This window comes from Allostigmatella hybrida (genome assembly GCF_020103775.1).
GTDB classification, from domain to species: domain Bacteria; phylum Myxococcota; class Myxococcia; order Myxococcales; family Myxococcaceae; genus Hyalangium; species Hyalangium aurantiaca.
Genome location: NZ_JAHXBH010000032.1, coordinates 41,192 through 67,191 on the forward strand (window position 1 = coordinate 41,192; position 26,000 = coordinate 67,191).

A 26,000-nucleotide genomic window follows, 5' to 3' on the forward strand; every position below is an offset into this window, starting at 1 on the left:
GAGGTTGACACGCACATGAGTACGACCGGGACAGAACTGGAACGGCTGGTAGGGATCATGCGCCGCCTGCGTGGGGAGGGGGGGTGCCCCTGGGACCGCGAGCAGGATCTGCGCTCGATGCGCCCCTACCTCGCCGAGGAGACCTTCGAAGTCCTCGACGAGATGGACCGGGTGGCCTACGGCGGCCCCTGGCGCTCGCTGTGCGAGGAGCTGGGCGACCTGCTCTTCCAGATCGTCTTCCACGCGCAGCTGGCGGCCGAGAAGGACGAGTTCACGATGGCGGACGTGTGCCGCGCCATCAGCGACAAGATCGAGAGCCGCCACCCCCACGTCTTCGGCGATCGCCAGGTGCAGAACTCCACCGAGGTGCTCTTCAACTGGGCGCAACTCAAGGCCGAGGAGAAGAAGCGGAAGACGGGCCGGGTAGGCTCCGTGCTCGACGGCGTGCCGACGGCCGCCCCTGCCCTCCTGCGGGCCGAGCGGCTCACCGAGAAGGCCAGCCGCATCGGCTTCGACTGGCCGGACGTGGCCGGGGTCCGCGCCAAGCTGGACGAGGAGCTCGCCGAGCTGGACGAGGCCATCGCCTCCAAGGACCGGGACGCGCTGGAGCACGAGCTGGGCGATGTCCTCTTCTCCCTGGCCAACCTCGGCCGGTTCCTGCACACGCCCCCCGAGGACGCGCTGCGCATGGCCATCCGCCGCTTCACCACCCGCTTCCAGCACATCGAGTCCGCCCTCCAGGCCGAGGGGGTGCCCCTGGGGAGTGCGACCCTGGAGCACATGGAGCGACATTGGCAGGGCGCCAAGGCGGCGGAAAAGGCCCTCCCCCCGCCCGCTTCCCTGCCCCGCGCGCCCCTGACGGCCCTGCGCTTCCCCGCGAAGGACCTGGCCGCCCAACGGGCGTTCTGGGACGCCGTCGCGCCGCTGATCGGCTGGCACGCGGTGCCGGCCCCCTCCGGCGAGGCCCGCTACAGCGATGGGGCCCTGCTGCTGGTGTTCACCTCGGGAGGGGCCGGGGGTGCCCCGGGCACGGGGCTGACCCTGGGGGCGCCGTCCTCCCGGTCGGTGGAGCGGCTCCGGGCCACGCTGGAGGCCTCTCACCCGGGGGCCGTTCAGGGGGGCTCCCCCCCAGGGGTCCGCTTCCAGGACCCGGCGGGCCTTCTCTGGGAATACACCGCCTAGCACGCACGCCTTGACGCTCGCGGGGCGCCGCTGTAGGTACGGCCCTCTTTGTCCACAGCCGTCCCGTTGGAGATGACCTTTGGCGAATACCAAGTCCGCAGAGAAGCGCAACCGTCAGACCCAGAAGCGCCGCGCCCGTAACACCGCCGTGCGCACCACGGTGAAGAACGCCGTGAAGAAGGCTCGTGAGAACCTCACGTCCAAGGACGGCGCGAAGAGCGCGGACGCCGTGAAGGAAGCGACCCGCACGCTGGCCAAGGCCGCCTCCAAGGGCGTCCTGCACCCGCGCACCGCCTCCCGCCGCATCTCGCGCCTCGCCAAGGCCGCCGCGAAGTCGGCCGCCAAGGCCCAGTAGTTCCCGGCCAGGCCCCAGCGCCCGCTTCGCCGGGCGCTACCAGTTCTGCGCCAACCGCTGATAGCCCTCCCGCATCAACGTCTCCGAGAGACGGCGGAGCGCGGCCAACCGGTTGGCTTCCGCTTCCAGCACATCCCCGCTGCCGGGCAGATAGTCCTCTGTCCCGGCTACGGCCGTTTCCGCGATGGGCTGCCCGTCCTTCATGAGCCGCAGGCGCACCTCCGCATAGGCGCGGTAGCTGGCGAGCTGCGCGGGCCGCGTCACCCCGTTCTCCACCGTGGGCTCGGTCACGATGGTCGGGGCGCTGCTCATGCCCGTCACGGTCCCTTCGACCGTCCCGCCACAGGCGCCCGTCGCGCCCAGCGTCCCCGCGCGCACCAGTTCCTGGCGGAAGGACTCGGTGAAGAGCGTCTCCAGGCCAGGCTCGGGCGTCTGGTTGTGGAACACGGGGGCGCAGACGGAGCGCAGCCCCTGCGGCAGCGTCGAGTCCCGGGGCACGAAGCGGTAGCCACACCCCAGCCCTGTCACCAGCAGACCCCACGCCACCACGCGAACCCGAGCCATGAAGGCCACAGTAGCGGGCTGAGATCCCCGGTCAAGCGCGGCGCCAGAGCCCTCCCCGCCGGTCCTCGGCGGCCACCCCACGGGCCACCAGCCCCCGGAGGGCCGCGGCACACGCCTCGTCGATGCGGCGGGCCCGCGCCGAGCCGATGAGCGCGGTGCCCAAGGTCCAGCGCACCTGCTTCCCGTCGAGGAACTCCAGCACCACGAAGGACTGGCGCCACAGCAGGGCCATGAGCAGCCCGAGCGCCGACAGCGCCGTGGTGACGGGCCGCACGGAGGGCTCCAGGAGCGTCAGCACGAGCACCAGCGGCACGATGGCCAGCGGCTCCAGGAAGAAGCGGCGGCCGAACCGCACCGCCCGCAGGCGGCCCAGCTCGACGACGGTGGGCGTCACGGTGGCATCCGCCCGGTACGTCAACCGCCGCCCGCCCCCGGCCACCACGCGGCCGCCCAGCTCCAGCAGGAAGAAAGGCTCCTCCGAGGCCGGGTTCGCGGGACGCGGCGCCTCGGGCAGCGCCGCCCCGCATGCCACGCAGCGGCCGTCCCCGGCCTCCTGGGGTTGCCCGCACCCCGTGCACATGACGAGGACCTCGGTGGGCACTCGGGCGCTCCGCTCAGCCGACGACGAAGTTCACCAGCCGCTTCGGGACGAAGACGAACTTGCGCAGCGTCTTGCCCGCCATGGCCGCCTTCACCCGCTCGTCGGCCTCCGCCATCGCCCGCACGTCCGCCTCGGCCGCGTCCACCGGGACCTTGATCTCCGCGCGCAGCTTGCCGTTGACCTGCACCGCGTAGGGGATTTCATCATCCACCACCAGCGCCGGATCGAAGTCGGGCCACGCCTCCTGCACGGTGAACGCCTTGGCGCCGTAGGCCTCGGCCACCTCGTCGGCGATGTGCGGGGTGAAGGGCGTGAGCACCACGGCCAGCACCCGCATCGCCTCGGCCATGGCGGCCTTCTCGGCGGCCGTCTCGGCCGTTCCCAGGGCCTGGAGCGCGTTGAGGTACTCCATGATGCCCGCGATGGCGGTGTTGAAGGACAGGCGCTCGATGGCCTCCCCCACCCGCTTCAGGCACTTGTGCGCCGCGCGGCGGATCTCCAGCGCCTTGCCCTCGAAGGGGCCCGTGTGGACCGTGCCCGCCACGGCCTCGTGTGAGGCGGCCAGCGTCCACACCCGCTTCAGGAAGCGGAAGGAGCCTTCCACCTGGGCATCCGACCAGTCGAAGTCGCGCTCGGGAGGGCCCGCGAACATCACGTAGGCCCGCGCCGTGTCCGCGCCGTACTTCTTCACGATGGAGGCGGGGGCCACCACGTTGCCCCAGCGCTTGGACATCTTCCGCCCATCCGAGCCGTTGACGATGCCCTGGGTCACCAGCCGCGTGACGGGCTCGTCCACCGGGGACAGCCCCAGCTCCTTCATCACCCGCGTCCAGAACCGGAAGTACAGCAGGTGCATCACCGCGTGCTCGGGGCCGCCCACGTACACGTCCACCGGCAGCCAGCGCTTGGCCTCCGCCGCGTCGAACGGGGCCTCCGCGAACTGGGGCGACAGGTAGCGCGCGAAGTACCAGCAGGAGTCGACGAAGGTGTCCATCGTCTCCGTCTCCCGGCGCGCCGGGCCGCTGCACTTCGGGCACGTGGTGTTCACCCACGAGGCCACCTTCGCCAGCGGGGGCTCGCCCTTGCCCGTGAGCACCGCCTGGGTGTCGATCTCCGGCAGGCGCACCGGCAGCTGGTCCACCGGCACGGGGATGCCGCGGCGCTCGGTGTCACACTTCTCGCAGTAGACGATGGGGATGGGCGTGCCCCAGTAGCGCTGGCGGCTGAAGCCCCAGTCCTTCTGGCGGTACGTCACCGTCGCCTTGCCGCGGCCCTCGGCCTCCAGCTTCGCGGACAGGCGGCGCCGGGCATCCGCCGAGGCCACACCCGAGAACTCCCCGGAGTCCGACAGCACGCCGTCCTCGGTGTAGGCGGCCTCCAGCGCGTCCCCGGCCGGCAGCTTCTCGCCGCTCGCCGGCTGCACCACCGGCTTCACGGGCAGGCTGTACTTGCGCGCGAAGGCGAAGTCGCGCTCGTCGTGGGCCGGCACGCTCATCACCGCGCCCGTGCCGTAGTCCGACAGCACGAAGTTGGCGATCCAGATGGGCACCGGCTGGCCCGTGAACGGGTTGACGGCATAGGCGCCGGTGAAGACGCCCTCCTTCTCGGCGCCCTCGGCCAGCCGGTCCGTCTTGCTGGCCGCGGCCATCTTCGCCACGAAGGCGCTCACCGTTGCCTGCTGCTCCGGCGTGGTCACCTTCGCCACCAGCTTGTGGTCCGGCGCCAGCACCACGTAGGTGCAGCCGAACACGGTGTCGATGCGGGTGGTGAAGACGCGGATCTTCTCGCTGCTGCCCTGCACCGCGAAGTCGGCCTCGGCACCCTCCGAGCGGCCGATCCAGTTGCGCTGCATGCTGGTGACGCGCTCGGGCCACTCCTTCAGCGTGTCCAGGCCGTCCAGGAGCGCCTGCGAATACTGGGTGATGCGGAACGCCCACTCGGGCATCTCCTTGTCCACCACCGGCGAGTCGCAGCGCTCGCACGTGCCGTCCTTCACCTGCTCGTTGGCGATGACGGTGTGGCAGCCGGTGCACCAATTCACCTTGCTGAAGCGCCGGTAGACCAGCCCCCGCTCCAGCATCTGGATGAAGAACCACTGGTTCCAGCGGTAGTACTCGGGCTTGCTGGTGTTCACCTCGCGCGCCCAGTCGTAGCAGTAGCCCAGCGAGCGGATCTCCTCCTTGAAGGAGGTGATGTTCTCCTGGGTGCGCACCGCCGGGTGCACGCCGTCCTTGATGGCCGCGTTCTCCGCCGGCAGACCGAAGGCATCCCACCCCATGGGGTGGAGCACGTCGTAGCCCTTCATCCGGAAGTAGCGCGCGTACACGTCCCCGATGAGGTAGTTGCGCACATGCCCCATGTGCATCTTGCCGCTGGGGTACGGAAGCATCTCGAGGATGTACTTCTTGGGGGCGCCCGGCCGCGTGCCGGCCCGGAACACGCCCGCCTCTTCCCAACGGGTCTGCCACTTACCTTCGATCGACTGCGGCTCGTAACGCTCGTTCATCGCCATATGGTCGTTGCGACTCTTATGAGAGGCCCGCGCGCCAAGCAACAGGCCCATCACCCGGGAAAGACACACAAATATCACGGGAAGCCCGCCAGGCCGGGTGGTAGCCCCCGCCCGGTTGCACTTTTGGGGGCGGAGGCCTCAGTCCCTCGCGTGGGCGGGCGCCGGAGCGGAACTGGCGGTGCTGACGGCACCCGCGGCGAGCTCCGGGGCCCGGGGCCGCCAGATCGCCTGGGACTGGGCGAGCATGACGCGCCAGTCCGGGATGAGGGAGGCCTCCGGGACGCTGTAGTGCTTGCGCCACCGCTCGAGGTACTCGCCCTCCTCCCGCTGCCACCGCGCGTCGTCCCAGCCCAGCTCCGCCTGGCAGATGGCGCGAATGCGGGGCAGGAACGCCTGGGCTCCCGCGGGCACCAGCAGCCCCAGGCGCACGCGCCGCAGCAGCAGGTCGTCCAGGTGCACGACCCACTCGGACCGGGCCGCCCACCGCAGCTCGGCCCACAGCACGTTGCAGCCGGGGATGCGCTCCAGCTCGCCCGGCTGCGCGGCCTGGATCAGCTTGAGCGCGTCCGCGCCGTACTTGCCCGCGAGCCGGCGGCGCTCCCCTTCCGGCAGGCTGCCCCACCCGTCGCCCGTGGTCTCCATCCGGTTCAGCAGGGGCAGGTTCTGCTTGGGCATCTTGAAGCCCGGCAGGCGCTGGCCGGCCACCTTGAGCGCATCCCGGGCAATGAGCCGGAACGTCGTGAGCTTTCCGCCCGTCACGGTGATGAGGCCGTCCTCCGACCACACGACATGGTCCCGCGTCTCCTTGGAGGGGTCCGCCTTGCCCGAGTTCACCACGGGCCGCACGCCGCTGTAGCTGGAGATGATGTCCTCCAGCGTGATGCGCATCGTGGGGAAGCGCGCCTCCACGGCCGCCATCAGGTAGGCCACCTCCTGGGCGGAGATGGACGGCTCCTCGTCCAGCGGCAGGTCATGATCGAGATCCGTGGTGCCCACCACGGTCATCTCCTCCCACGGGAAGACGAACATCACCCGGTGATCGATGGGGTGCTGGAGCGTGAAGGCCTCCTTCACCGGCAGCCGCTCCGCGGAGAAGATGAGGTGGCTGCCGCGCAGGGGCCGCATCCGCGGGGGCGCCTTCACCTGCTGGCGGAGCCGGTCCGCCCAGACGCCCGTCGCGTTGATGACGGCGCGCGCGCGGCACTCGGCCACCTGGCCGCTGCCGGCCATGTCCTTCACCCGCACGCCCACCGCCTGCCCGCCCTCCAGGATCAGCTCGGTGGCCGGCGCGTAGGTGAGCACCGTGCCGCCTGCGTCCACCGCCTCGCGCATGACCCGGAGCACCAGCCGCGAGTCATCCGTCTGCGCGTCGTGGTAGCGGAACCCGCCGGCCAGCCCGTGCCGGTCCAGCTGCGGCACCTGCTCTCCGAACGCCTTCGCCCCGTGGTACTCGTGGTCCCAGCAGCCCGCCAACAAGTCGTACGCCAGCAGGCCCACGCCGAAGATCCAGATGCTGGGCCGGTCGCCCGTGTAGCTCGCCAGCATGAAGTCCAGCCGGTCGACGAGGCCGGGCCCTTCCCGGATGAGCCGCTCGCGCTCGCGCACGGCGTGGTAGGTCAGCAGCACGTGCCCCTGGGCCAGGTAGCGCAGCCCGCCGTGCACCAGCTTGGAGGAGCGGCTGGAGGTTCCCCAAGCGATGTCCTTCTGTTCGATCAGCAGCGCCTTGAGCCCCGCGCGGGTCGCTTCCCGGAGGATGCCCGCGCCGGTGATGCCCCCTCCCACCACGATGAGATCCCAAGATTGGGAGAGACGGGCCCACACCTCAGCGCGTGCTTGGCTGCTCGACATATCGCTCATTTTAACCATCTGCCCCGGCGGGCGTCATGCCGGCCGACAGATACATCGTTCCGCCGGAAATAGTGTGGAGAAGATGTGTTGTCCCCTGGTCGGCACGGACCCACGGTTCACGGCGCGCCGGGTCCCTCACTGGACACGTCCATCCGGTCGAAGGCCCGCCCCAGGGCGACAATCCCCAACACGATTTCCAGGCCCAGGCCCGTGGCCGCCGTGAGCCCCGCCACCGGCAGCGCCCACACGCCCAGCCACACCTCCAGCGTGAAGCCCACCAGGGCCGCGGCCACCGCGGCGGGCAGCAGCCCGCCGAGGATCACCACCAACGAGCCCGCCAGCATCAGCAGGCGCTGCCCGAGGGCCTCGATGCCCCCCCGCGCCCGCTCTCCCTCCGGGGGCAACCACGCGGGAAAGAGCACCACCGCCGCGTTCTGGACGAGCAGCCCGCCCAGGCTCAGCGCGGGCAGCACCGGCATCAACCCCAGCCCCGCGGCCACCCAAAGCTCGAAGCTCCAACGACCGGGCATCTCCCCCACCATGAGCAGGGCAAGCGACAGCAGCCCCACCTGAAGGACTGCCAGCAACAGGCCCGGCGCGAGCAGCTCCGCCGCCACCACCTGCGTTCCCGTCAAAGGCATGGCCCGGAGCAGATCCAGCTTCGGCAGGTCCATGCGGAGGTCCGAGCGGAAAGAACCCGGGCCGACGAACGTGAGCAGCGCCGCGACCGCCAGGTAGATGCTGGCCAGGGTCTGGCGGACTCCCGGGAGCGCGTGGGGCAGGAAGAGGGCCACGCCCACGGGGACGGCCAGGCTCAGCAGCGCCAGGAAGAAGAGGACGTCGATGCCACCCGTCCGCCGCGCCGCGAGGAGGTTCTTCCACAGGAGCGCCACCTCCGGGCGCCCCACGGGCCGGAGGCGGAAGAAGGGCGCGCGCAGGACGATGTGCCCCACCCGGGCCAGCCGCTGGCCCCTGCGCAGCGCCATTTCCTCCGTGCGGGTGACCACCACCTCTTCAAAGGGAACGATGAGCGCCAGGACACAGAGGTAGTGCACCCCGAGCAGCCCCAGCGCCATGGGCAGCGTGTAGAGAAAGTCCCGGAGGCTCGCGGCCATGGGCAGCGCCACCAGCACCCGGCCCGGCCAGAGCGCCACCTGGAGCGCCGAGCCTTCGATCAGCGTGGAGAGCCCCCCCCACACCTGCTTCTCGCGGAGGACGTTCTCGGGGAACGGGTGGGCCTGGAAGGCCGCGTACACCGAGCCCCCCACGGCCGCCAGCAGCCCCAACAGGACCGTCCACCGGAGCGCCGTCCCCCGCCAGCCCCACCGCGCCAGCCGTGTCCGGAGGAAGGAGACGGCCACCACGTGGAGGTTGACCGTCACGAAGGTGACCAGCGCCCCGAGAAAGAACAGCACCGGGTGCTGGGTCACCAGGCGGCCCATGAAGAGCGTGGAGAAGAAGGCCGCCATGCCCGCCCCGACCACCCCGCGCGCCAGCTTGTAGCGCACCAGCGCCCGCCGGCTGACGGGGGCCGGGAAGAGCTGCTGAATCTCCGTCTCGGTGAAGGAGACCGCGGGCCGGTCCTGTCCCAGGGCCCAGGCGGAGACCAACGTCACCATCATCATTCCCGCCAGCGACAGCTCCGCCAGCGAATGGGCTTCCGGCGTGAGCGCCTCCGAGCGCGCCCCGAGGCTCAACCGCCGCAGGAAGAAGGAGTACAGGTAGACGCCTCCCACCAGCAGGCCGAGCAGGTACTTCGGCCGGCGCAGGCGCTCCACCTGCTTGCGCACCCGGTTCCACAGGGACGCCCACCACAGAAAAGCCACCGCGCGCGGGAAGCTCACGGCTTGGACGCGCTCGTGATGCGGATGAAGAGCTCTTCCAGCGAGGCGCTGCCGCCCTCCAGGCCCGTGAGCTGCGTGCGGATCTCCGCCAGGCTCCCCAGCGCCACGGCCCGGCCCCCCGCGATGACGAGAATGCGGTGGCACAGCTCCTCCACCAGCGGCAGCAGGTGCGAGGAGAGCACCAGCGCCGCCCCCCGCTCCGCCCGCTCGCGCAGGGAGATCTTCATGCGCCGGATGCCGAGCGGATCCAACCCCGTGAGCGGCTCGTCCAGCAGGATGAGCCGGGGCTTGTGGAGAAAGCCGCACGCGATGGACAGCTTCTGCTTCATGCCCCGGGACAGCTCGCCGGGCAGCGCCCGCTCCTTGCCCTCCAGCTCCATCTCCTTCAGCAGCGCCTGCGCCGCGGGCTCCCAGTCCTCCACCCCGTACAGGCGCGCCACGAAGTTCAGGTGTTCCCACACGGTGAGGTACTCGAAGAGGCGCGGCTCGTCCGGCAGGAAGGCCAGGGTCCGCTTGGCCTCCACCGGCGACTGCGCCATGTCATGCCCCGCCACCACCACGCGGCCAGAGGAGACCGGGAGGATGCCCGCGAGGCAGCGCAGCGTGGACGTCTTGCCCGCGCCGTTGGGGCCCACCAGCCCCAGCACCTCGCCCGGCGCCACCCGGAAGTTCAGCCCCTGGACAGCCTTCACGTCCCCATAGGTCTTCTCCAGCGCGTCCACCTTGAGCATGGCCACGGTGGGCCGCGCGGGCGGCAGCACGGAGATGGGGCCTTCCTGAAAATCGTCGGACGAAGTCACCAGCGTCCCGGTCAGTGCAGGTTGAGCAGCTCTTTCACCGTGTCCAGCACCACCTTCGACTGCACGGGCTTGACGAGGTACGCGCTCGCCCCCAACGCCATGGCCCGGTCCCGGTCCGCCGCCGCCGACTCCGTGGTGATGACCACGATGGGCACCGTCCGGTTCTCCGCCGTCTGGCGGATGTGGCTGATGAGCTTGAGCCCGTCCATCAGGGGCATGTTGATGTCGGTGAGCACCAGGTCGAACTCGCCCTGGGTGAACTTCTTGAGCCCGTCGGCCCCATCCTCGGCCTCGGTGCAGACGACGCCTCCCAGCCGCTGCAGCGCGTGCATCAGGCTGCGCCGCATCGCCTGGGAATCGTCGATCACCAGCGCCTTGATCTCCGTCATGGCCGGCAGAATACCACCACGCTTCCCGGGGAAGTCAGCCGTTCACTCCTGCGACGAACGGCGGCGCCGGGCGCGCACCACCAGCGCCGGGCCAATCTTGCCCAGCGGCAGCACCCGCCGCACCACGCCGGTGGCGATGACCTCCTGGGGCATGCCGAAGACCACCGCCGTCTCCTCGGACTCCGCCCAGACCTCGCCCCCGGCCTGGTGGATCTGCTTCGCCCCTTCCGCGCCGTCCGAGCCCATGCCCGTCAGCACCACCACCAGCGCCTTGTCACCCAGATGCCGGGCGATGCTCGCGAAGAGCCGGTCCGCCGAGGGCGCATACCGGTCTCCGGGAACCTGCTGCGGCACGCTCAGCTCCAGCCGCCCCGAGCGCTCCTCCAGAACCATGTGCCGGCCGCCCGGGGCGATGTAGACATGGCCGGGCAACAGCCGGTCCCCCTCGCACGCCTCGGTGACGTTGAAGGGCCCGATGCGATCCAGCCGCTCGGCGAACGCCCGGGTGAACTGGGCGGGCATGTGCTGGCAGACGAGCACGCACGGCGTGGGCTCCACCGCGAGCGCCTCCAGCAAGCGCTGCACCGCGGGAGGCCCTCCGGTGGAGGCCGCCACCGCCACGACGAAGGGCGGCTGCTCGTGGGTGCCCAGGGCCCGCTGGAGCGCCTCGCGCCGGGAGCCGCGCGACAGGGCGAGCCGCGAGGCCCGGACCTTCTCCAGCAGCTCCACGCGAAGGCTCTCGAGCGCCTCGGGGGTGGCCTTCTGCGGCTTGGCGATGAAGTCGAAGGCGCCCAGCTCCAGCGCCTTGAACACGTCCGTCTGGTGGCTGTAGCTGGAGATGACGATGACCGGCGTGGGCGCCGTGCCGCGCAGCAGCCGCAGGAAGGTGTAGCCCCCCAGCCGGGGCATCTCCAGGTCCACCGTCACCACGTCCGGGTGCAGCTCCAGGACCTTGCGGAGCCCCTCCTCGCCGTGCTCCGCCTCACCCACGACCTCCACATCCCGCGCGGAGCCCAGCAGCTGGGTCAGCGTGCGCCGGTTGTGGGCCGAGTCGTCGATGACGAGCACCCGGATGGGCGCGCGCGCGGTCATCCGCTCCCCTTCGGCGGCAGCATGGGCCTGCGGTACGCCAGGTCCCCGCTCAGGTGCACCAGCTCGAAGTCGGCGCCCAGGTTGAGCAGGTTCTCCGAGTGGCCCAGCATCAGGTAGCCCCCGGGCACGAGCCGCTCGTTGAAGATGCGCAGCAGGCGCCGGCGCGCGGGCAGGTCGAAGTAGATCATCACGTTGCGGCAGAAGATGACGTCCATCCGCGGCACCAGCTGGTAGGACTCCTCGTCCAGCAGGTTCAGGTGGCCGAAGGAGACCCAGGAGCGCACCTCGTCGCGCACCCGGACCTTGTTGCCCGCCAGCGGCACGAAGAAGCGCGGCACCATCTCCGGCGGCGTCGTTCGCAGCGAGGAGGGGCCGTACTCGGCGCGCCGCGCCGTGGTGAGCACGCGGCGGGAGATGTCCGTGCCGTACACCTCCACGTCCCAGCCCTCGAAGCGGCGGCTGTCCCGGAGGAGCATCGCGATGGTGTAGGCCTCCTCGCCGGTGGAGCATCCCGCCGACCAGATGCGCAGGCGCCGCAGGGCGGCATTGCGCTGCTGGAGCAGCGGCAACAGCTCCTCGGAGAAGGCGTTGAGCTGGGCCATCTCCCGGAAGAAATACGTCTCGTGCGTGGTGAGCGCCTCGACGGCCGCCTCCAGCTCCGCGCGGCGCTGCGCGTCGTAGCGCAGGTAGCGGTGGTAGGCGGAGAAGTCGGACATCCCCAGCGCCTCCAGCCGTGGCCACAGGCGCCGCTCCATGACGAACTTCATGTCGTCACGCACGAGAATGCCGCAGTGCGAGTACACGTGGTCGCGAAGCAACCGGAATTCTTCCGCGGTCATTTCAGGCCGGTCCTCGTCCTTGAAGTGTGGTGCCACCCGAGCCCCCGTCCCCTCAGCGCCGTGAAAGCCGGTCCACCGCGTCCGACAGCGCCCGCCGTGCCAGCGTGTCCTGCTCGGCTTCGAGCGCGGTCTGCACCGCGTTGAGGCACTCCCGGCCTCCCGAATCGCCCAGCACCCGCGCCGCCGCGGCCCGCACGTCCCACCCGGAGTGGCCCAGCAGCTCGATGGCCAGCGCCACCCCTTCGGCGGACACAGCTCCCGCCTGGAGCGCCGCCTTCACCACCTCCGCGTCGGCGTGGTGCGCGGCCTCTCGAAGGACATCCGGCCGGACAATGCTGATGCGCGCCAGCGCCCGCACAGCCCGCCCTGCCAGCGCCCCATCCGGGTGGCGCACCAACACCTCCAAATCGGGCACCCGTTCGGTGGTGCCACATTCGCCCAGCGCCTCCACGGCGGCGAGCTGTACAGCAATATCCTCGTCCTGGAGCGCCCGCTTGAGCAACGCGCTCGCAAGCTTGTCCCCCACCCGGCCCACCGCCCGCGCCCCGGCGGCCCGCACCCGGGAGGACTCGTCCACCAGCGCGCCCCGCGCCAGCTCCAGCCCCACGGACGGGTCCACGTCCACCGCGGCATCCAGGGCCGCGGCGCGCAGGAGCGGATCCGCGTCGCGCGCCAGCCGCCGCAGCGTGGGCAGCGCGGCCACCCCACCCGCGTGGGCGAAGGCCGCCACCGCCGCCGGGGAGGGCTTCTGGCTCATCGCCTCTTCCAGGCCCCGGAGGACGGCCTCGCGGCAGCCGCCGGAGAGCACCCCCAGCGCCCGCACCGCCGCGCCCGCCAGCGCGGGCTCATCCAGCAGCATGACCAGCGGCCGCACCGCGTCCTGGGACTGGGTGCGGCCCAGCGCCTTCACCGCCACCGCGCGCAGGTCATCCTCGGCCCACTCCAGGAGCGCGCTCAGCGCCGGCACGTACGAGGGGTCCGCCAGCTCCAGCAGGGCCTGGGCCGCCGCGGCCCGCGCCGGCAGGGACAGCTCCGCCATGCGCCCGAGCAGCTCCCGCCCCGCCTCGGAGCCCAGCCGGGACAGGGTGCGAATCACCTCGCGCAGCAGCCGGTCCTCCCGCGCCGCCTCGGCGGCCTGGACCGCCAGCGAGGCCTCCCGCAGGGCCCCCGCGGCCACCAGCGCCCCGGCGCGCAAGGACACCTCCTCGGCCTCGAAGGCCTTGGCCACGAACGCCACGGCGTCCGGAATCCGCTTGAGCGCGGTGCGCACCTCGATGTCGATCTCCGCGCGCAGGGTGGCATCCACCACCCCCACCTGGGTGCCGAGCGCCGCCAGGGCGGCCTCCCGCGTTGCGCGGGACTCGTGGCTCAGGCCCCGGATGATGAGCTCCGTGGCGGCCATCTGGGGGATGAGCCCCAGCACCCGGTAGGCGCTGCGCCGCAGCTGCGGCTCCACGAGCATGGGCACCACCACCGGCAGCGGGGGGGGCCATTGAAGCTGGGCGAGCGCCTCCAGCGCGGCCAGCCGCAGCAGGGACGAGGGCTCCTTGAGCAGCTGCTCCACGGCCCGGGCCCCGAGCTCGGAGCCCACCTGGCCCAGCGCTTCCACCGCGGAGACACGGACGTTGAGGTCCGGGTCCGCCAGCACGCCCATCAGCGCGCCCTCGGCGCCGCGGCGCCCGAGCTGGCCGAGGATGTCCGCGGCGAACTTGCGCTGGTCCGGATCCGGGTGGGACAGCAGCTGGATCAACGGCGCCACCGAGGCATCGCCCAGCCCCACCAGCGCCTCGGCCGCGGCGTTGCGCGCGCCCGTCTCGCCCCGCTCGCCCAGCACGGACACCAGCCGCGTGGCGGCCTCGCTGGGCCCCGGCAGCCGCCGGAGCCCTTCCGCGGCGGCGCGGCGCACGCGCCAGCTCTCGTCATGCAGGTGGGTGATGAGCGCATCGAGAGACCCCTTGCTCAGGGGATTCAACGCCAGCACCGCCTGGTAGCGCGCTTCCTCTTCCTGGAGCGAGCGGGGGTCGGTCACGCGCTCCCCCCGGGCCTTGGGGCCTCGCGCCCGGCCTCCCAGCGCAACAGCGCCTTGATGTCCAGGAGCAACCGGGCGCGCTCCGGAGGACCGCACACGCCCACCACGAAGGGCGCCCGGCCCGGCGAGAGCAGCGCGGGCGCGGGTTTGATGTCACTGCGGCGCACCCGCATCACCTCCGTCACGCGATCCACCCTCAACGCCAGCCGCCGCTTTCCCAGCAGGCAGACCAGCAGCCGCGTCCGCTCGGACGCCGCCGCCGCCGGCAGGCCCAGCCGCTGCCGCAGGTCCACCACCGGCAACAACACGCCGCGCACGTGCAACATGCCCTCCACGAACGCGGGCGCGTGCGGCACGGAGAGCACCCGCTGAGGTGGGAGAATCTCCTCCACCCGCATGATGTCGATGGCGTACTCCTCGTTGCCCACCCGGAAGGCGCAGAGCTGCACGAGGGGGTCGCGGCCGGGGGCGCCCTCCGGCATCCGCCGGACGGACAGGTTCACGGGCTCCCTCATGCGAGGGCCTGCTGGACATCCAGGAGGATGAAGAGCTGGGAGTTGCGCCGCCCGATGCCCACCACGCAGTCGCGCTCGTTGCCCTTGCCCGGCAGGGGGGGCTCCAGCATGGAAGGTTTCAAGCGCACCACGTCCCTCACGGAATCCACCCATATCCCCGCGGGGCCCTCCTCGGTCCGGGCGACCACGATGCGCGCCGCGCGGGGGGGCGGCGCTGCGTCCGGACCCGCCACTTTCGGAGGCTTGTCCGTCAACTTCAACCGAAGCTTGATGTCATACACGGGGATGACGTCCCCGCGCAGGTTCATCACCCCCAGCAAGGAGGGCTCGGCCCGGGGAATCTCCGTCAAGGGCGGCACCTTGCCAATCTCCTGCACGGAGCGGATGGGCACGGCGTAGCACTCGCCCTCCAGGAGGAAGGCGAGGTACTCCTCGGGGACTTCCTCGGGCAGGGGCGCCGGAGCCTCGTCGCTGCCAGCGGCGAACTCCAGCAAGCCTCCGACGTCCTCGTCCGGGCGGTAGAAGAACTCATCGAGCAGTTCGGAGAAGCGAGACACGCGGCCCCGGAGAATAGCAGCCCTGGCGCCCCCCGCGTCACGCCCAGCGTCGCTCCGGGTTCATTCCCTCCTCCAGGAGGGCCGCCACATCCAGCACCAGGACCGTCCGGCGGTTGCCCAGGTCCGTGGCCCCGGAGATGCCCCGGATGGACTGGAGCCGCCCGCCCAGGGGCTTGGTGACGATGTCCTGCTGGCCGGACAGCTCGTCCACGGCGATGCCCAGCCGCTGCTGCGCCAGCCCCACCACCACCACGAAGTGCCGGCTCACGGGGCGCTCGGGCAGGGAGAACATCCGTGCCAGCCGGACGAAGGGCAGCGTCTGCCCGCGCAAGTCCAGCACCTCCCGGCGCTCCACCGTCCGGATGTCCTGGGGCTGGACGGAGAGGATCTCCAGCACGCTGTTGATGGGTACCGCGTAGGTGCGGCCGCTCACCCCCACCACCAGCGCCCGGATGATGGCGAGCGTCAAGGGCAGCGTGAGCTGGAAGGCCGAGCCCCGGCCCCGCTCGCTCCACACGTCGATGAGACCCGAGAGGTTGCCCAGGTTGTTCTTCACCACGTCCAGCCCCACGCCCCGGCCGGACAGCTCGGAGACGCTCCGGGCGGTGGAGAAACCCGGCAGGAAGATGAGGTTGAGCATCTCGCGCCGGCTCATCTCCGCGGCCTGCGCATCGGTGATGAGGCCCCGCTGCAGGGCCACCTCGCGCACGCGGTACTCGTCGATGCCGGCCCCATCGTCGCTCACCTGGATGATGACGTGGTTGCCCTTCTGCTCGGCCCGCAGGGACACCGAGGCCCGCCGGGGCTTGCCCGCGGCCACCCGCGACTCGGGCTTCTCCACGCCATGGTCGATGGCGTTGTGGATGATGTGCATCAGCGGGTCGCTCAGCTCCTCGACGATGAGCTTGTCGAGCTCCACCTCGCCGCCGCTGCTGACGAAGTCCAGCTCCTTGCCCGCCTCGCGGGCGATGCGCCGGACCAGGCGCGCCAGCTTGTCGAACACCTGGCCCACGGGCACCATGCGCGCCTCGAGCAGCCCGTTCTGGAGCGAGTCCAGCTTGCGCTCGAGCTGCCGCGCCTCCCGCGCCAGCTCCTGGCCCCACACCTTGGAGGGCGTGTGGGCGCCGTCCTGCCGGGCCCCTTCCGCGATGCGCTGCAGGTTGGCCTTGATGAGCAGCAGCTCGCCCACCGTGTTCATCAGCCCATCCAACCGGCGGATGTCCACCCGCACCGTCTGCGTGAGCGAGCGCAAGGACATGTCCGCGTCCATGCGGGGCGCCTGGGAGGGGGCCTCGTTCCCAGTCGCCGCGGAGCGCACCGGCACGGGCGACACCGGCACGGCGGGCACGGGCGTCCCGCCCACCGGGGGGGGCTGGCCCTTCCGGGAGCTCGGGCGGCGCGACGAGGAGGTGGAGGGGGGCCCAGCGGGAGCAGGCGGGGCGGGCACCACCGCCAGGGGCGGCGCGGCGGCAGCAGGCGCGTGCACCGTGAGCCGGAAGAGCTGCGCGGGGGTGCCCTCCAGGGCCGAGGCCAGCTCCGCCTCCGGCACCTTGGCGCCGAAGATGAGATCGAACGCGATGCCGCTCGCGCTGCTGGGCTGCGCGGAGGGCAGCGTGCTGATGATTTCCCCCTTGGGCTTGAGGCGCTGGTTGAGCTCGGACAGCCCCTTGTCGAAGTCGGACAGGTCGAAGTCCGCCCGCACCCGCCACAGGGTAACGCCTCGCCGGACGTTCTCCCGGAGGCGGTGCTCCTCGTACTCCGTGAAGACCGCGCGGATCTGCGGATCCAGCTCCAGCCAGTCGAGCGGGTCGCCCTCGCCCGCCGCCGCCGGGGTGCCCAGCCGGGTGAACCGCTCGGCGAGCGCCTCCGAGCGGGCCGCCAGCGCGGGGGAGATGTCGCCCCGGGAGACCTCCGTGAGCAGGGCGTGGAAGACGTCCAGCGATTCGATCAGCGCATCCAGGATGATGCCGTCCAGGGCCATCTTGCCCAGGCGCAGCCGGTCCAGCAGGTCCTCCGTGCCGTGCGCCAGCCGGGCGATGCGGTCCTGGCTGAACAGGCCGGCGAGCCCCTTGAGCGAGTGCGCCGCGCGGAAGATGCCGTTGATGAGCTCGGGGTCCGGCTCCTGGCCACGCTGCTCATCCAGCGTGAGCAAGTCCTTGCCCAGCGTGTCGAGGATCTCCGTCGCCTCGGCGACGAACTCCGCCAGCGCTTTGCCTCCCGGATTCACGGCGGCGGCGATTCCTGGCTCATGCCAGCTTCAGGTACTGCCGCAGGAGCCGCTCCAGGCTGGCCGGCTGGAAGGGCTTCACCAGGTACTCCACCGCCCCGAGCTTCATGCCCCGCTCCCGGTCCTGCTCCCGCCCCTCGGTGGTGATGATGAACAGGGGCGTCTCGCAGTGCACGGGAGACTTCTTGACGAAGTGGATCAGCTCCAGCCCGTTGATGTCGGGCATGTTGATGTCGGTGATGATGAGATCGAAGCGGTGGCGCGGCAGCAGCCGGAGCGCCTCGAAGCCGCTGGCGGTGGTGATGGCTTCCACGCCGGAAATGGACTCCACGGCCGACGCGATGAACTCGCGCGATGACTTGGAATCCTCAACGATCAGGACCTTGAATCCCATAGCGCGCGCCTCGCTCCGGGCAATGCTAGCAGAAGCACGGCGGGCCGGTGAGCCCTCAGACGGCGGATCCTTCAGGATTTGCGGGGGGTGGCCACCAGCTTCGCCAGCGCCTTGTCCGCCAGGACCGCAACGTTCTTCCCCTTGAAGCCCGGCAGGAAGTGCTCCCGGAGGGCGGCGGCCTGGGCGGCCTCGTCCACCCGGTCCCCGCCCGGAATCTCCAGGGCCACCGACTCCACCTTGGCCTTGGTCAGCACCCGCGCGGCATCGGCCAGGGCATCCGCCAGGGAACCGGCATCCAGGGTCTTCCGCCGGCCGAGCCCCACCGCGAAGATGCGGGGAAACGGCATCCGCCCATCCGAGGGCAAGAGCAGCCAGTCGGCCTTGGCCCCCTGGAAGAAGCCCCGCTGGAGCACCCGCGACAGGGCCCCGCACAGGCGCCAGTCCACGTAGCCCGCGGTGCCGCTCAGCGGCCGGTCATCCTCGGCCACGAAGAGGCACAGGGCATCCACCCCGGCCAGTGAATCCAGGCCGTCGAGGCCAATGTCATGGGCGGAGACGCTCACGGCTTTCCAAGGGCCACGGCCACGCGGTCGAGCAGGCCGTTGACGAAGGCGCTGGACTCCTCGGTGCCGAAGTTCTTGCCCAGCTCCACCGCCTCGTTGATGGAGACCTTCTTGGGGATGTCCGGGCGGTACTTCAGCTCGAAGACGCCCAGGCGCAGCACGTTGCGGTCGATCCGCGACATGCGGTCGAGCCGCCAGTTGTGGCTGTGCTTCTCGATGAGCTGATCCACCTCGTCCCGGTGCTTCTGCACACCGTCGACGAGCTCCTGGGCGAAGCGCACGGCCTCGGGGTCGGGCTTGCCCTCCTCGGCGGAGGCCGACCACGCGGACGAGAGCGCCTCGAACACGGAGGTGCCCGGCGTCATCTCCAACTGGTAGAGCGCCTGGAGCGCCCGCTCACGCCCCGTTCTGCGAGCACCCATCGGTTAGCCCCGCTTCCCTTCCGCCATCTTCGCGTAGAGGTTCACCATCTCCAGGCACGCCATGGCCGCGTCGGCGCCCTTGTTGCCCGCCTTCACGCCCGCCCGGTCGATGGCCTGCTCCACCGTATCGCACGTGAGCACGCCGAAGGTGACGGAGACGGGCTTGGCCTGGGCGGCGGCGCTGAAGGCCACCGAGCCAATGCCCTTGGAGCACTCCCCCGCCACGTAGTCGAAGTGGGGCGTGCCGCCCCGGATGACGGCGCCCAGGGTAATGACGCCCACGTAGCCCTGGGACTCGGCCACCCGGCGCGTCAGCCCCGGCAGCTCATAGGTGCCCGGGCAGCGGTAGACGTCGATGTCCGCGTCCGCCACCCCGTGGCGGACGAGCGAGTCCACGGCGCCCTTGACGAGCTCCTCGGTGATGAACGCGTTGAAGCGGGCCACACAAATGGCAAAGCGCCCCTTGGGTGGCAGGAAATCACCTTCGATGTAACGAGGCATGTGCGCTTCCTACACCAGGGGCCCGCTCCGCGTCTTCACGACTTGTCACGCCGGCGCCGGGGGGTGCGCGCCGCCATCCGGCGGGAAGCCTCCCCGTCCGTCAGGGGAACCTGCTCCACCACCTCCAGCGAGTAGCTCTCCAGACCCACGATCTTCTTGGGATTGTTGGTCAAGAGCTTCAGCCGGGACAGCCCCAGGTCCTTGAGAATCTGCGCCCCCACCCCGAACTCCCGGAGGCGCGTCTGGTCCGGCTTGCCCTGGACGGCCTCCTCGTTGGGGATGTGGGTGCACTGAAGCCGGACCTTCGCCGGGATGTCCTTCTGGAGGTAGATGATGACCCCCTTGCCCGCCTCCTGGATGCGCTGGAAGGCCTGGTCGAGCTGGCTGCCGCAGTCACACTGGGTGCTGCCCAGCTGGTCGCCCACCAGGCAGCCCCGGTGCACGCGGGTGAGCACCGCGTCCTTGCCGCGCACGTCCCCCTTCACCAGGGCCACGTGGACGGCGGCGTCCACCTCGCTGCCGTAGGAGTAGGCCTGGAAGGTGCCCGCCCCCCGGCGCTCGAAGGTGGCCGAGCTGATGCGCTTGATGAGCCGCTCGCGCTCCAGCCGGTAGCGGATGATGTCCGCCACCGAGAGCAGCACCATCTTGTGCTTCCGGGCGAACTTCACCAGGTCCGGCCTGCGGGCCATGGTGCCGTCCGGGTTCATGATTTCGCAGATGACGCCGGAGGGGGACAGCCCCGCCATGCGCGCCAGGTCCACGCTGCCCTCGGTCTGCCCGGTGCGCACCAGCACCCCGCCCTCCCGGGCGCGCAGGGGGAAGATGTGGCCGGGCCGGACCAGGTCGCCCGGCTTGGCGTTGGGGGCCACCGCGGCCAGGATGGTGCGGGCCCGGTCCGCCGCGGAGATGCCGGTCGTCACGCCCCGGGCCGCCTCGATGGAGACGGTGAAGGCCGTCTGGAACGGGGAGTTGTTGTCCTGCACCATCAGCGGCAGGTTCAGCCGGCGGATGCGCTCCTCGTTGAGCGACAGGCAGATGAGCCCGCGCCCATGCAGGGCCATGAAGTTGATGGCCTCGGGCGTCACCTTCTCGGCGGCCATGACGAGGTCGCCCTCGTTCTCGCGATCCTCGTCATCCGTGAGGATGACCATGCGGCCCTTGCGGATCTCCGCGAGCGCCCGCTCCACCAGCTCGATGACGTCGTGTCCCTGCGTCCCGCGCCCCATGCTGCCGTCCCTCTAGCCTTTCACCCCGAAGCCGGCCGCCCTGAGGGCCTCCTCGGTCAGCCCGCTCACCGGGCCCTGGCGCAGCGAGAACAGCCGCGCCACGTACTTGCCAATCATGTCCGCTTCCAGGTTCACCCGGGCGCCCGCCGCCTTGGCGCGCAGCGTGGTGCGCTCCTGCGTCTCCGGGATGAGCTGCACGGTGAACCGGTCGGTGAGCACCGCGTTGACGGTGAGGCTGATGCCATCCACCGCCACCGAGCCCTTGTCGATGAAGTACGGGGCGAGCTCGGGCGGCAGGCGGAAGGCCATCACCCACGAGCCCCCCTCGGCCCGCGTCTCCAGCACCTCGCTCACCGCGTCCACGTGGCCCGCGACGAGGTGCCCGCCCAGCCGGTCCCCCAGCGCCATCGCCCGCTCCAGGTTCACCCGGGCGCCGGGGCGCAGCGCGCCGGCGGTGGTCCGGCGCAGCGTCTCGGGGGCCGCCTGGACCTTGAACGTCTCCCCGCCGCGCTCCACCACCGTGAGGCAGGCGCCGTCCACGGCGATGGACTCGCCCAAGTCGAAGGTGCCCGCGCCGAGCGAGGTGCGGATCCACACATCCGTCATGCCGCCGGGGACGACCCGCTCGACGACACCCACATCCTGAATGAGGCCGGTGAACATCGGCGGGGCTTATAACGGATTCTTCACAGCCGTGCCTGGAGGAGCAGGTCCTCGCCCAGCTGCTGGAAGGTGAGGTTCTTCAGGGAAAAAGCATTGGCCATGAGCTTGACGCCCAGGTCCCCCGACCAGGAGAGCCCCTGGCTGCCAATCAGCTTGGGCGCGAGGAAGAGCGCCAGCGAGTCCGCGAGCTTCTCCCGCAGGAACGAGCCGTAGATCTCCGCGCCGCCCTCCACCATCACGTGGTTGAGGCCTTCCTGGGCCACCCGCCCCAGCAGGGCCTTCAGGGCCACCTGCCCCTGCCGGGCGGGCATCTGCCACACTTCCACACCCAGCCGGGCGAAGCGGCGGGCCTTGGCGCCCTGGGGCTCCTCCAGCGTGGCGACAATCACCCGGGCCGGGGAGCGCTGGGTGAAGACGGTGTGCGTGGACTTCAGGCGCAGGTGCGAGTCCACCACCACGCGCACCGGATCCTTGCCCCCTCCGCCGGGAAGCCGCGTGGTGAGCTGCGGATTGTCCCGCCGCACGGTGTTGGCCCCCACCAGGATGACGTCCACCCGGTCGCGCAGCTGGTGCACCCAGTGCCGGGCCGCCTCGCCCGTCACCCAGCGCGAGTCCCCGGTGGCCGTGGCCAGCTTGCCATCCAGCGTCACCGCCGCCTTGAGGGTGACGTAGGGCAGCCCCGTCCGGATGACCTTGAAGAAGGGCAGGTTGAGCTGGTCGGCCTCCTGCTGGAGGACGTGGGTGAGCACCTCGACGCCCGCCCGCTTCAGCCGGGCCACGCCCTTGCCGTTCACCTTGGGGTTGGGGTCCGAGGAGCCGCAGATGACCCGGCGCACCCCGGCGTCGATGATGGCCTGGCTGCACGGCCCCGTGCGCCCGTAGTGGTCACACGGCTCGAGCGTCGTGTAGAGGTCCGCGCCCCGGGCCCGGGGCCCTGCGGCCTCCAGGGCCACCACCTCGGCGTGCGCCGTGCCGGCCTTCTTGTGGTAGCCGCGCGCGATGATGCGGCCGCCTTTGACGAGCACCGCGCCCACGGCGGGGTTGGGGCTGGTGCGTCCCAGCCCCTTGGCGGCCTCCTCCAGCGCGATGCGCATGAAGAACTCGGCCACCGCACGGTCGAAATCCGCTGCCCGCTTGGCGCGCGGCGTGCCTGCCGCCTTGAGCTGCGCCCGCGTCAGCAACCTCATGATGACGGCCCCTCCTCCCCGGGCTTGGGGCTGGCGGCCTTCGACTGATCGGCGAGCTCCTTGAGCTCCTTCATGAACTCATCGACGTCCCGGAAGCTCCGGTACACCGAGGCGAAGCGCACGTAGGCCACGACATCCAGCGCCTGCAGCCGCCGCATCACCTCTTCGCCGATGACGCGCGAGGGCACTTCCTTCTCGCCCATGCCCTGGAGGAGCCGCTCGATGGCGCCCACCGTCTCCTCGATCTGGTCGGCGGAGACGGGCCGCTTCTCGCAGGCCTTCTTCAGGCCGGAGAGGATCTTTTCCCGGTCGAAGGCCTCCCGGCGGCCGTCCTTCTTCACGATGAGCGGGTAGAGCTCCTCGACCCGCTCATAGGTGGTGAAGCGCCGCTTGCACTGCAAGCACTCGCGGCGCCGGCGGATGACGGTCCCCTCGTGCGACTCGCGCGAGTCGATGACCTTGTTCTCGGCGTCCTGGCAGAAGGGGCAACGCACGAAGGAGAGGTTACCTCAAGCGCGAGGCATAGAGCGGAAAGGACTTCGTCAGCTCTTTTACCTGGCCGTGGATGCGGGAAAGCCGGGCCTCGTCCGAGGCATGGTCCAGCGCCTCGCCCATGAGCTGGCCGATGAGGGCCATCTCTTTTTCCTTCATCCCGCGGGTGGTGACGGCGGGCGTGCCCACCCGGATGCCCGAGGTCGTCACCGGCTTCTCGGGATCGAACGGAATCATGTTCTTGTTCACCGTGAAGCCCGCCTTGCCCATCACCGCCTCGGCGTCCTTGCCGGTGATTTTCTTGGAGCGCAGGTCCACGAGCATCAGGTGGTTGTCCGTCCCGCCGGAGCACAGGCGCAGCCCCGCGCGCTGGAGCGCCTCGGCCAGCGCCTGGGCGTTGGAGACGATCTGCCGCTGGTAGACCTTGAACTCCGGGGAGAGGGCTTCCTTGAACGCCACCGCCTTGGCGGCGATGACGTGCATGAGCGGACCGCCCTGGATGCCGGGGAAGATCTGGCTGTTGACGGCCTTGGCGAACTGCTCGCGGCTCATCACCATGCCCCCGCGGGGCCCGCGCAGCGTCTTGTGCGTGGTGGTGGTGACGAACTCCGCCAGGGGCACCGGCGAGGGGTGGATGCCCGCGGCCACCAGGCCCGCGATGTGCGCCATGTCCACCATCATCGCCGCGCCCACGCGGTCGGCGATCTCCCGGAACTTGGAGAAGTCGATCGTCCGCGGGTAGGCGCTCGCGCCCACGACAATCACCTTGGGCTTGTGCTCCTGGGCGAGGCTGGCCACCTGGGCGAAGTCGATGGTCTCCGTGTCCCGGGTGAGCCCGTAGTGGACGACTTTGTAGAGCTTGCCGGAGAAGTTGAAGGCCGCGCCGTGGGTGAGGTGGCCGCCGGAGTTCAGGTCCAGGGACAGCAGGGTGTCGCCCGGCTTCATCAGGGCCATGTAGGCGGCCATGTTGGCCTGGCTGCCGGAGTGGGCCTGGACGTTGACGGCCTCGGCGCCGAACAGCTCCTTGGCGCGCTGGATGGCCAGCGTTTCCGCCACGTCCACCACCTCGCAGCCCCCGTAGTAGCGCTTGCCCGGGTAGCCCTCGGCGTACTTGTTCGTCAGCGTGGAGCCCTGGGCCTCCAGCACCGCGGGGCTGACGAAGTTCTCCGAGGCGATGAGCTCGATGCCCTCCTCCTGGCGCTGCGTCTCCTGGCGAAGGACTTGAGCGATCTCCGGATCGACCTCAGCCAGCGTGCGGGTATTTTCCATGGTTCCCTCGGGAGTAGACGGTGCGGCGAAGGCTCACGCGGAGCCTTTCACCTCAAGACTGGAACGCCCAGGCCCGCCGGAACAAGCACGGCGAGACGGCGGGGGGCAGAAACCTACTTTGTCCTCCAAGCGAGCGTCAGCGCTCCGCATCCGCCTCGCGGATCTTCTGCACGCGCTTCTCGTGCCGGCCGCCCTCGAAGGGCGTGGCCAGGAAGGCCTCGAGAATGGTCCGGGCCACCCCTGCGCCTACCACGCGCTGCCCCAGGCAGAGCACGTTGGCGTCGTTGTGGGCGCGGGCCATGCGGGCCTCGAACTCGGTGGTGCACAGCGCCGCGCGCACGCCCCGCTGCTTGTTGGCCATGATGCTCATGCCAATGCCGGTGCCGCACACGAGCACCCCGAGCGCGTACTCTCCAGCCGCCACGGCCCGGGCGACCTTCGCCGCGAAGTCCGGGTAGTCCACGGACTCACGGGTGGCAGGGCCCGCATCCTCGAAGGCCGTGCCCCGCTCCCGGAGCACCGTGACGAGCTCCTGGCGCAACTCGAAACCCGCATGATCCGACGCGAGGATGATCTTCACGCGAGCACCTCCTGCTGGGCATTCCGTGCCCCTCCCGCGCTCCGGGAGGGGTCAGCGGAGGGCCTACTTGAAGCGGCGGAACAGCAGCACCACGTTGGTGCCACCGAAGCCGAACGAGTTACTCATGGCGGCATCCACGCGCACTTCCCGCGGCTGGTTCGGGACGTAGTCCAGATCGCAGTCCGGGTCGGGCGTGGTGAGGTTGATGGTGGGCGGCAGCACCCCGCGCGTGAGCGCCAGGACGCTGATGACCGCCTCCGCGCCGCCGGCCGCCCCCAGCATGTGGCCCGTCATCGACTTGGTCGAGGAGACCGCCACCTTGCGGGCGTGGTCGCCGAAGACCGTCTTGATGGCCTTCGTCTCGTTCGCGTCGTTGAAAGGCGTGGAGGTGCCGTGCGCGTTGATGTAGCCGACGTCCTCGGGCCGCATGCCTGCGGACGCCAGGGCCAGGCGGATGCAGCGGGCCGCCCCCTCGCCCTCGGGAGCCGGTGCCGTCACATGGTGGGCATCGGAGTTGGCCCCGTAGCCCACCAGCTCCGCCAGGATGGTGGCGCCACGCTTCTTCGCGTGCTCCAGCTCCTCCAGGACGATGATGCCGGCCCCCTCGCCCATGACGAAGCCGTCGCGCTCCTTGTCGAACGGCCGGCTGGCGGCGGCGGGGTCGCCGTTGCGCGACGACAGCGCCTTCATCACCGAGAACCCACCCATACCCAGCGGGGTGATGGAGGCTTCGGCGCCGCCCGCGATGACCGCGTCACACTCGTTGAGCCGGATGGACTTCCACGCCTCACCGATGGCGTGGGCGCTGGTGGCGCAGGCCGACACGGGGGACCAGTTGGGTCCCTTGGCACCGTACCGGATGGAGATGAGGCCCGGCGCCATGTTGATGATCATCTGGATGATGAAGAAGGGAGACAGGCGGTCGAAGCCCTTCTCCAGCCCCTTCTTGTGCTGCTCCTCCAGAGAGGAAATGCCTCCGATGCCGGAGCCCACGATGACGCCCACGCGCTCCGGCTCGTAGCCGTTCGGCTTGTCCGCCCCGACGGGCAGCCCGCTCTCACGCACCGCCAGATCCGCGGCGGCCAGGGCGTACTGAGCGAACAGGTCCATGCGGCGCGACTCGCGCCGGTCGATGAACTCCTCGACCTGGAAGTCCTTCACCTCACCCGCGAAACGGGTGTCGAGCTTCGCGGTATCGAAGCGTGTGATCGGAGCAATTCCCGACTTGCCGGCGAGTAGCGCCTGCCAGTTTTTCTCGGTGCCAGTACCCAGGGCGGTGATCAACCCAGTCCCGGTGACGACGACTCGACGGTTTGACACGTTCCTCTCCAACAGGGGCGCGGCCATGG

Annotated in this window: 26 protein-coding genes; 2 read left to right on the forward strand and 24 right to left on the reverse strand. The window is 70.7% G+C overall.

Annotated features, from left to right (window positions below; translation table 11 throughout):
* Positions 1–15: 15 nt before the first annotated feature.
* Both mazG and rpsT read left to right on the forward strand, forming a co-directional pair.
* Complete coding sequence (gene mazG / locus KY661_RS31815; RefSeq protein ID WP_225413786.1) at positions 16–1,182, forward strand: nucleoside triphosphate pyrophosphohydrolase; 1,167 nt, start codon at positions 16–18, stop codon at positions 1,180–1,182.
* 79 nt (positions 1,183–1,261) lie between these two features.
* A complete protein-coding gene (gene rpsT / locus KY661_RS31820) occupies positions 1,262–1,537 on the forward strand; it encodes a 30S ribosomal protein S20 (RefSeq protein WP_225413787.1) in 276 nt (91 codons plus the stop codon).
* 36 nt (positions 1,538–1,573) lie between these two features.
* Here rpsT and lptE read toward each other — a convergent pair whose 3' ends face one another.
* The 24 genes from lptE to fabF all read right to left on the reverse strand — a co-directional run bounded on the left by lptE (position 1,574) and on the right by fabF (position 25,971).
* Positions 1,574–2,101, reverse strand: coding sequence for an LPS assembly lipoprotein LptE (lptE, locus tag KY661_RS31825; protein ID WP_225413788.1), 528 nt, complete (start codon positions 2,099–2,101; stop codon positions 1,574–1,576).
* Between the two features lie 31 nt (positions 2,102–2,132).
* Positions 2,133–2,702 carry a hypothetical protein gene (locus KY661_RS31830; RefSeq protein WP_225413789.1) on the reverse strand — a complete coding sequence of 190 codons (570 nt, stop codon included), beginning with the start codon at positions 2,700–2,702 and terminating at the stop codon, positions 2,133–2,135.
* A gap of 13 nt (positions 2,703–2,715) precedes the next feature.
* Positions 2,716–5,214, reverse strand: a complete 2,499-nt coding sequence (gene leuS / locus KY661_RS31835) for a leucine--tRNA ligase (RefSeq protein WP_225413790.1) — start codon at positions 5,212–5,214, stop codon at positions 2,716–2,718.
* A 138-nt stretch (positions 5,215–5,352) separates the two neighbouring features.
* Positions 5,353–7,071 carry a glycerol-3-phosphate dehydrogenase/oxidase gene (locus KY661_RS31840; protein ID WP_225413791.1) on the reverse strand — a complete coding sequence of 573 codons (1,719 nt, stop codon included), beginning with the start codon at positions 7,069–7,071 and terminating at the stop codon, positions 5,353–5,355.
* A gap of 107 nt (positions 7,072–7,178) precedes the next feature.
* Positions 7,179–8,906: a putative ABC exporter domain-containing protein gene (locus KY661_RS31845; RefSeq protein WP_225413792.1), complete on the reverse strand. Its 1,728-nt coding sequence runs from the start codon at positions 8,904–8,906 to the stop codon at positions 7,179–7,181.
* A complete protein-coding gene (locus KY661_RS31850; protein ID WP_177241575.1) occupies positions 8,903–9,637 on the reverse strand; it encodes an ABC transporter ATP-binding protein in 735 nt (244 codons plus the stop codon). Before KY661_RS31850 ends, KY661_RS31845 begins: the two co-directional genes overlap by 4 nt.
* Positions 9,638–9,717: 80 nt before the next feature.
* Positions 9,718–10,095 (reverse strand): response regulator, encoded by a 378-nt coding sequence (locus KY661_RS31855; RefSeq protein ID WP_075011196.1) that lies wholly within the window; start codon positions 10,093–10,095, stop codon positions 9,718–9,720.
* Between the two features lie 42 nt (positions 10,096–10,137).
* Positions 10,138–11,187 carry a chemotaxis-specific protein-glutamate methyltransferase CheB gene (gene cheB / locus KY661_RS31860; protein WP_075011195.1) on the reverse strand — a complete coding sequence of 350 codons (1,050 nt, stop codon included), beginning with the start codon at positions 11,185–11,187 and terminating at the stop codon, positions 10,138–10,140.
* Positions 11,184–12,026, reverse strand: coding sequence for a CheR family methyltransferase (locus tag KY661_RS31865; protein ID WP_225413793.1), 843 nt, complete (start codon positions 12,024–12,026; stop codon positions 11,184–11,186). The genes cheB and KY661_RS31865 overlap by 4 nt, the downstream gene beginning before the upstream one ends.
* Positions 12,027–12,078: 52 nt before the next feature.
* On the reverse strand, positions 12,079–14,055 hold the full coding sequence (locus KY661_RS31870) for a HEAT repeat domain-containing protein (RefSeq protein ID WP_225413794.1): 1,977 nt from the start codon (positions 14,053–14,055) through the stop codon (positions 12,079–12,081).
* Positions 14,052–14,558: a chemotaxis protein CheW gene (locus KY661_RS31875; RefSeq protein ID WP_225413795.1), complete on the reverse strand. Its 507-nt coding sequence runs from the start codon at positions 14,556–14,558 to the stop codon at positions 14,052–14,054. Before KY661_RS31875 ends, KY661_RS31870 begins: the two co-directional genes overlap by 4 nt.
* 8 nt (positions 14,559–14,566) lie before the next feature.
* Positions 14,567–15,127, reverse strand: a complete 561-nt coding sequence (locus KY661_RS31880; protein ID WP_075011191.1) for a chemotaxis protein CheW — start codon at positions 15,125–15,127, stop codon at positions 14,567–14,569.
* Between the two features lie 37 nt (positions 15,128–15,164).
* Positions 15,165–17,354, reverse strand: coding sequence for a chemotaxis protein CheA (locus tag KY661_RS31885; protein WP_225413796.1), 2,190 nt, complete (start codon positions 17,352–17,354; stop codon positions 15,165–15,167).
* Between the two features lie 19 nt (positions 17,355–17,373).
* Positions 17,374–17,748, reverse strand: coding sequence for a response regulator (locus KY661_RS31890; RefSeq protein WP_075011189.1), 375 nt, complete (start codon positions 17,746–17,748; stop codon positions 17,374–17,376).
* A 71-nt stretch (positions 17,749–17,819) separates the two neighbouring features.
* Entirely contained in the window at positions 17,820–18,311 is a 492-nt protein-coding gene (locus tag KY661_RS31895; RefSeq protein WP_225413797.1) for a M17 family peptidase N-terminal domain-containing protein, read from the reverse strand.
* A complete protein-coding gene (gene nusB, locus KY661_RS31900) occupies positions 18,308–18,733 on the reverse strand; it encodes a transcription antitermination factor NusB (protein ID WP_225413798.1) in 426 nt (141 codons plus the stop codon). The genes KY661_RS31895 and nusB overlap by 4 nt, the downstream gene beginning before the upstream one ends.
* Positions 18,734–18,736: 3 nt before the next feature.
* Positions 18,737–19,234, reverse strand: coding sequence for a 6,7-dimethyl-8-ribityllumazine synthase (ribH, locus tag KY661_RS31905; RefSeq protein WP_225413799.1), 498 nt, complete (start codon positions 19,232–19,234; stop codon positions 18,737–18,739).
* Between the two features lie 35 nt (positions 19,235–19,269).
* Positions 19,270–20,460 carry a 3,4-dihydroxy-2-butanone-4-phosphate synthase gene (gene ribB / locus KY661_RS31910; RefSeq protein ID WP_225413800.1) on the reverse strand — a complete coding sequence of 397 codons (1,191 nt, stop codon included), beginning with the start codon at positions 20,458–20,460 and terminating at the stop codon, positions 19,270–19,272.
* 12 nt (positions 20,461–20,472) lie between these two features.
* Positions 20,473–21,123 (reverse strand): riboflavin synthase, encoded by a 651-nt coding sequence (locus KY661_RS31915; RefSeq protein WP_225413801.1) that lies wholly within the window; start codon positions 21,121–21,123, stop codon positions 20,473–20,475.
* 23 nt (positions 21,124–21,146) lie between these two features.
* Positions 21,147–22,310 carry a bifunctional diaminohydroxyphosphoribosylaminopyrimidine deaminase/5-amino-6-(5-phosphoribosylamino)uracil reductase RibD gene (gene ribD, locus KY661_RS31920; RefSeq protein ID WP_225413802.1) on the reverse strand — a complete coding sequence of 388 codons (1,164 nt, stop codon included), beginning with the start codon at positions 22,308–22,310 and terminating at the stop codon, positions 21,147–21,149.
* The gene (gene nrdR / locus KY661_RS31925) at positions 22,307–22,804 is read right to left on the reverse strand and encodes a transcriptional regulator NrdR (protein ID WP_225413803.1); all 498 of its coding nucleotides are present in this window, start codon (positions 22,802–22,804) and stop codon (positions 22,307–22,309) included. The genes ribD and nrdR overlap by 4 nt, the downstream gene beginning before the upstream one ends.
* Positions 22,805–22,814: 10 nt before the next feature.
* Positions 22,815–24,071: a serine hydroxymethyltransferase gene (locus KY661_RS31930; RefSeq protein WP_225413804.1), complete on the reverse strand. Its 1,257-nt coding sequence runs from the start codon at positions 24,069–24,071 to the stop codon at positions 22,815–22,817.
* Positions 24,072–24,207: 136 nt separating this feature from the next.
* Positions 24,208–24,651 (reverse strand): ribose 5-phosphate isomerase B, encoded by a 444-nt coding sequence (gene rpiB, locus KY661_RS31935; RefSeq protein WP_075011180.1) that lies wholly within the window; start codon positions 24,649–24,651, stop codon positions 24,208–24,210.
* 63 nt (positions 24,652–24,714) lie between these two features.
* Positions 24,715–25,971: a beta-ketoacyl-ACP synthase II gene (gene fabF, locus KY661_RS31940; protein ID WP_225413805.1), complete on the reverse strand. Its 1,257-nt coding sequence runs from the start codon at positions 25,969–25,971 to the stop codon at positions 24,715–24,717.
* Between the last annotated feature and the right edge of the window lie 29 nt (positions 25,972–26,000).

What these genes read in the sequence shown, in the direction of transcription:
- mazG (WP_225413786.1), top strand. Translation starts at nt 16, where the DNA reads ATGAGTACGACCGGGACAGAACTGGAACGGCTGGTAGGGATCATGCGC.
- lptE (WP_225413788.1), bottom strand. Translation starts at nt 2,101, where the DNA reads ATGGCTCGGGTTCGCGTGGTGGCGTGGGGTCTGCTGGTGACAGGGCTG.
- leuS (WP_225413790.1), bottom strand. Translation starts at nt 5,214, where the DNA reads ATGGCGATGAACGAGCGTTACGAGCCGCAGTCGATCGAAGGTAAGTGG.
- KY661_RS31840 (WP_225413791.1), bottom strand. Translation starts at nt 7,071, where the DNA reads ATGAGCGATATGTCGAGCAGCCAAGCACGCGCTGAGGTGTGGGCCCGT.
- KY661_RS31850 (WP_177241575.1), bottom strand. Translation starts at nt 9,637, where the DNA reads ATGCTCAAGGTGGACGCGCTGGAGAAGACCTATGGGGACGTGAAGGCT.
- KY661_RS31855 (WP_075011196.1), bottom strand. Translation starts at nt 10,095, where the DNA reads ATGACGGAGATCAAGGCGCTGGTGATCGACGATTCCCAGGCGATGCGG.
- cheB (WP_075011195.1), bottom strand. Translation starts at nt 11,187, where the DNA reads ATGACCGCGCGCGCGCCCATCCGGGTGCTCGTCATCGACGACTCGGCC.
- KY661_RS31865 (WP_225413793.1), bottom strand. Translation starts at nt 12,026, where the DNA reads ATGACCGCGGAAGAATTCCGGTTGCTTCGCGACCACGTGTACTCGCAC.
- KY661_RS31890 (WP_075011189.1), bottom strand. Translation starts at nt 17,748, where the DNA reads ATGGGATTCAAGGTCCTGATCGTTGAGGATTCCAAGTCATCGCGCGAG.
- nusB (WP_225413798.1), bottom strand. Translation starts at nt 18,733, where the DNA reads ATGGGTGCTCGCAGAACGGGGCGTGAGCGGGCGCTCCAGGCGCTCTAC.
- ribH (WP_225413799.1), bottom strand. Translation starts at nt 19,234, where the DNA reads ATGCCTCGTTACATCGAAGGTGATTTCCTGCCACCCAAGGGGCGCTTT.
- ribB (WP_225413800.1), bottom strand. Translation starts at nt 20,460, where the DNA reads ATGGGGCGCGGGACGCAGGGACACGACGTCATCGAGCTGGTGGAGCGG.
- KY661_RS31915 (WP_225413801.1), bottom strand. Translation starts at nt 21,123, where the DNA reads ATGTTCACCGGCCTCATTCAGGATGTGGGTGTCGTCGAGCGGGTCGTC.
- ribD (WP_225413802.1), bottom strand. Translation starts at nt 22,310, where the DNA reads ATGAGGTTGCTGACGCGGGCGCAGCTCAAGGCGGCAGGCACGCCGCGC.
- KY661_RS31930 (WP_225413804.1), bottom strand. Translation starts at nt 24,071, where the DNA reads ATGGAAAATACCCGCACGCTGGCTGAGGTCGATCCGGAGATCGCTCAA.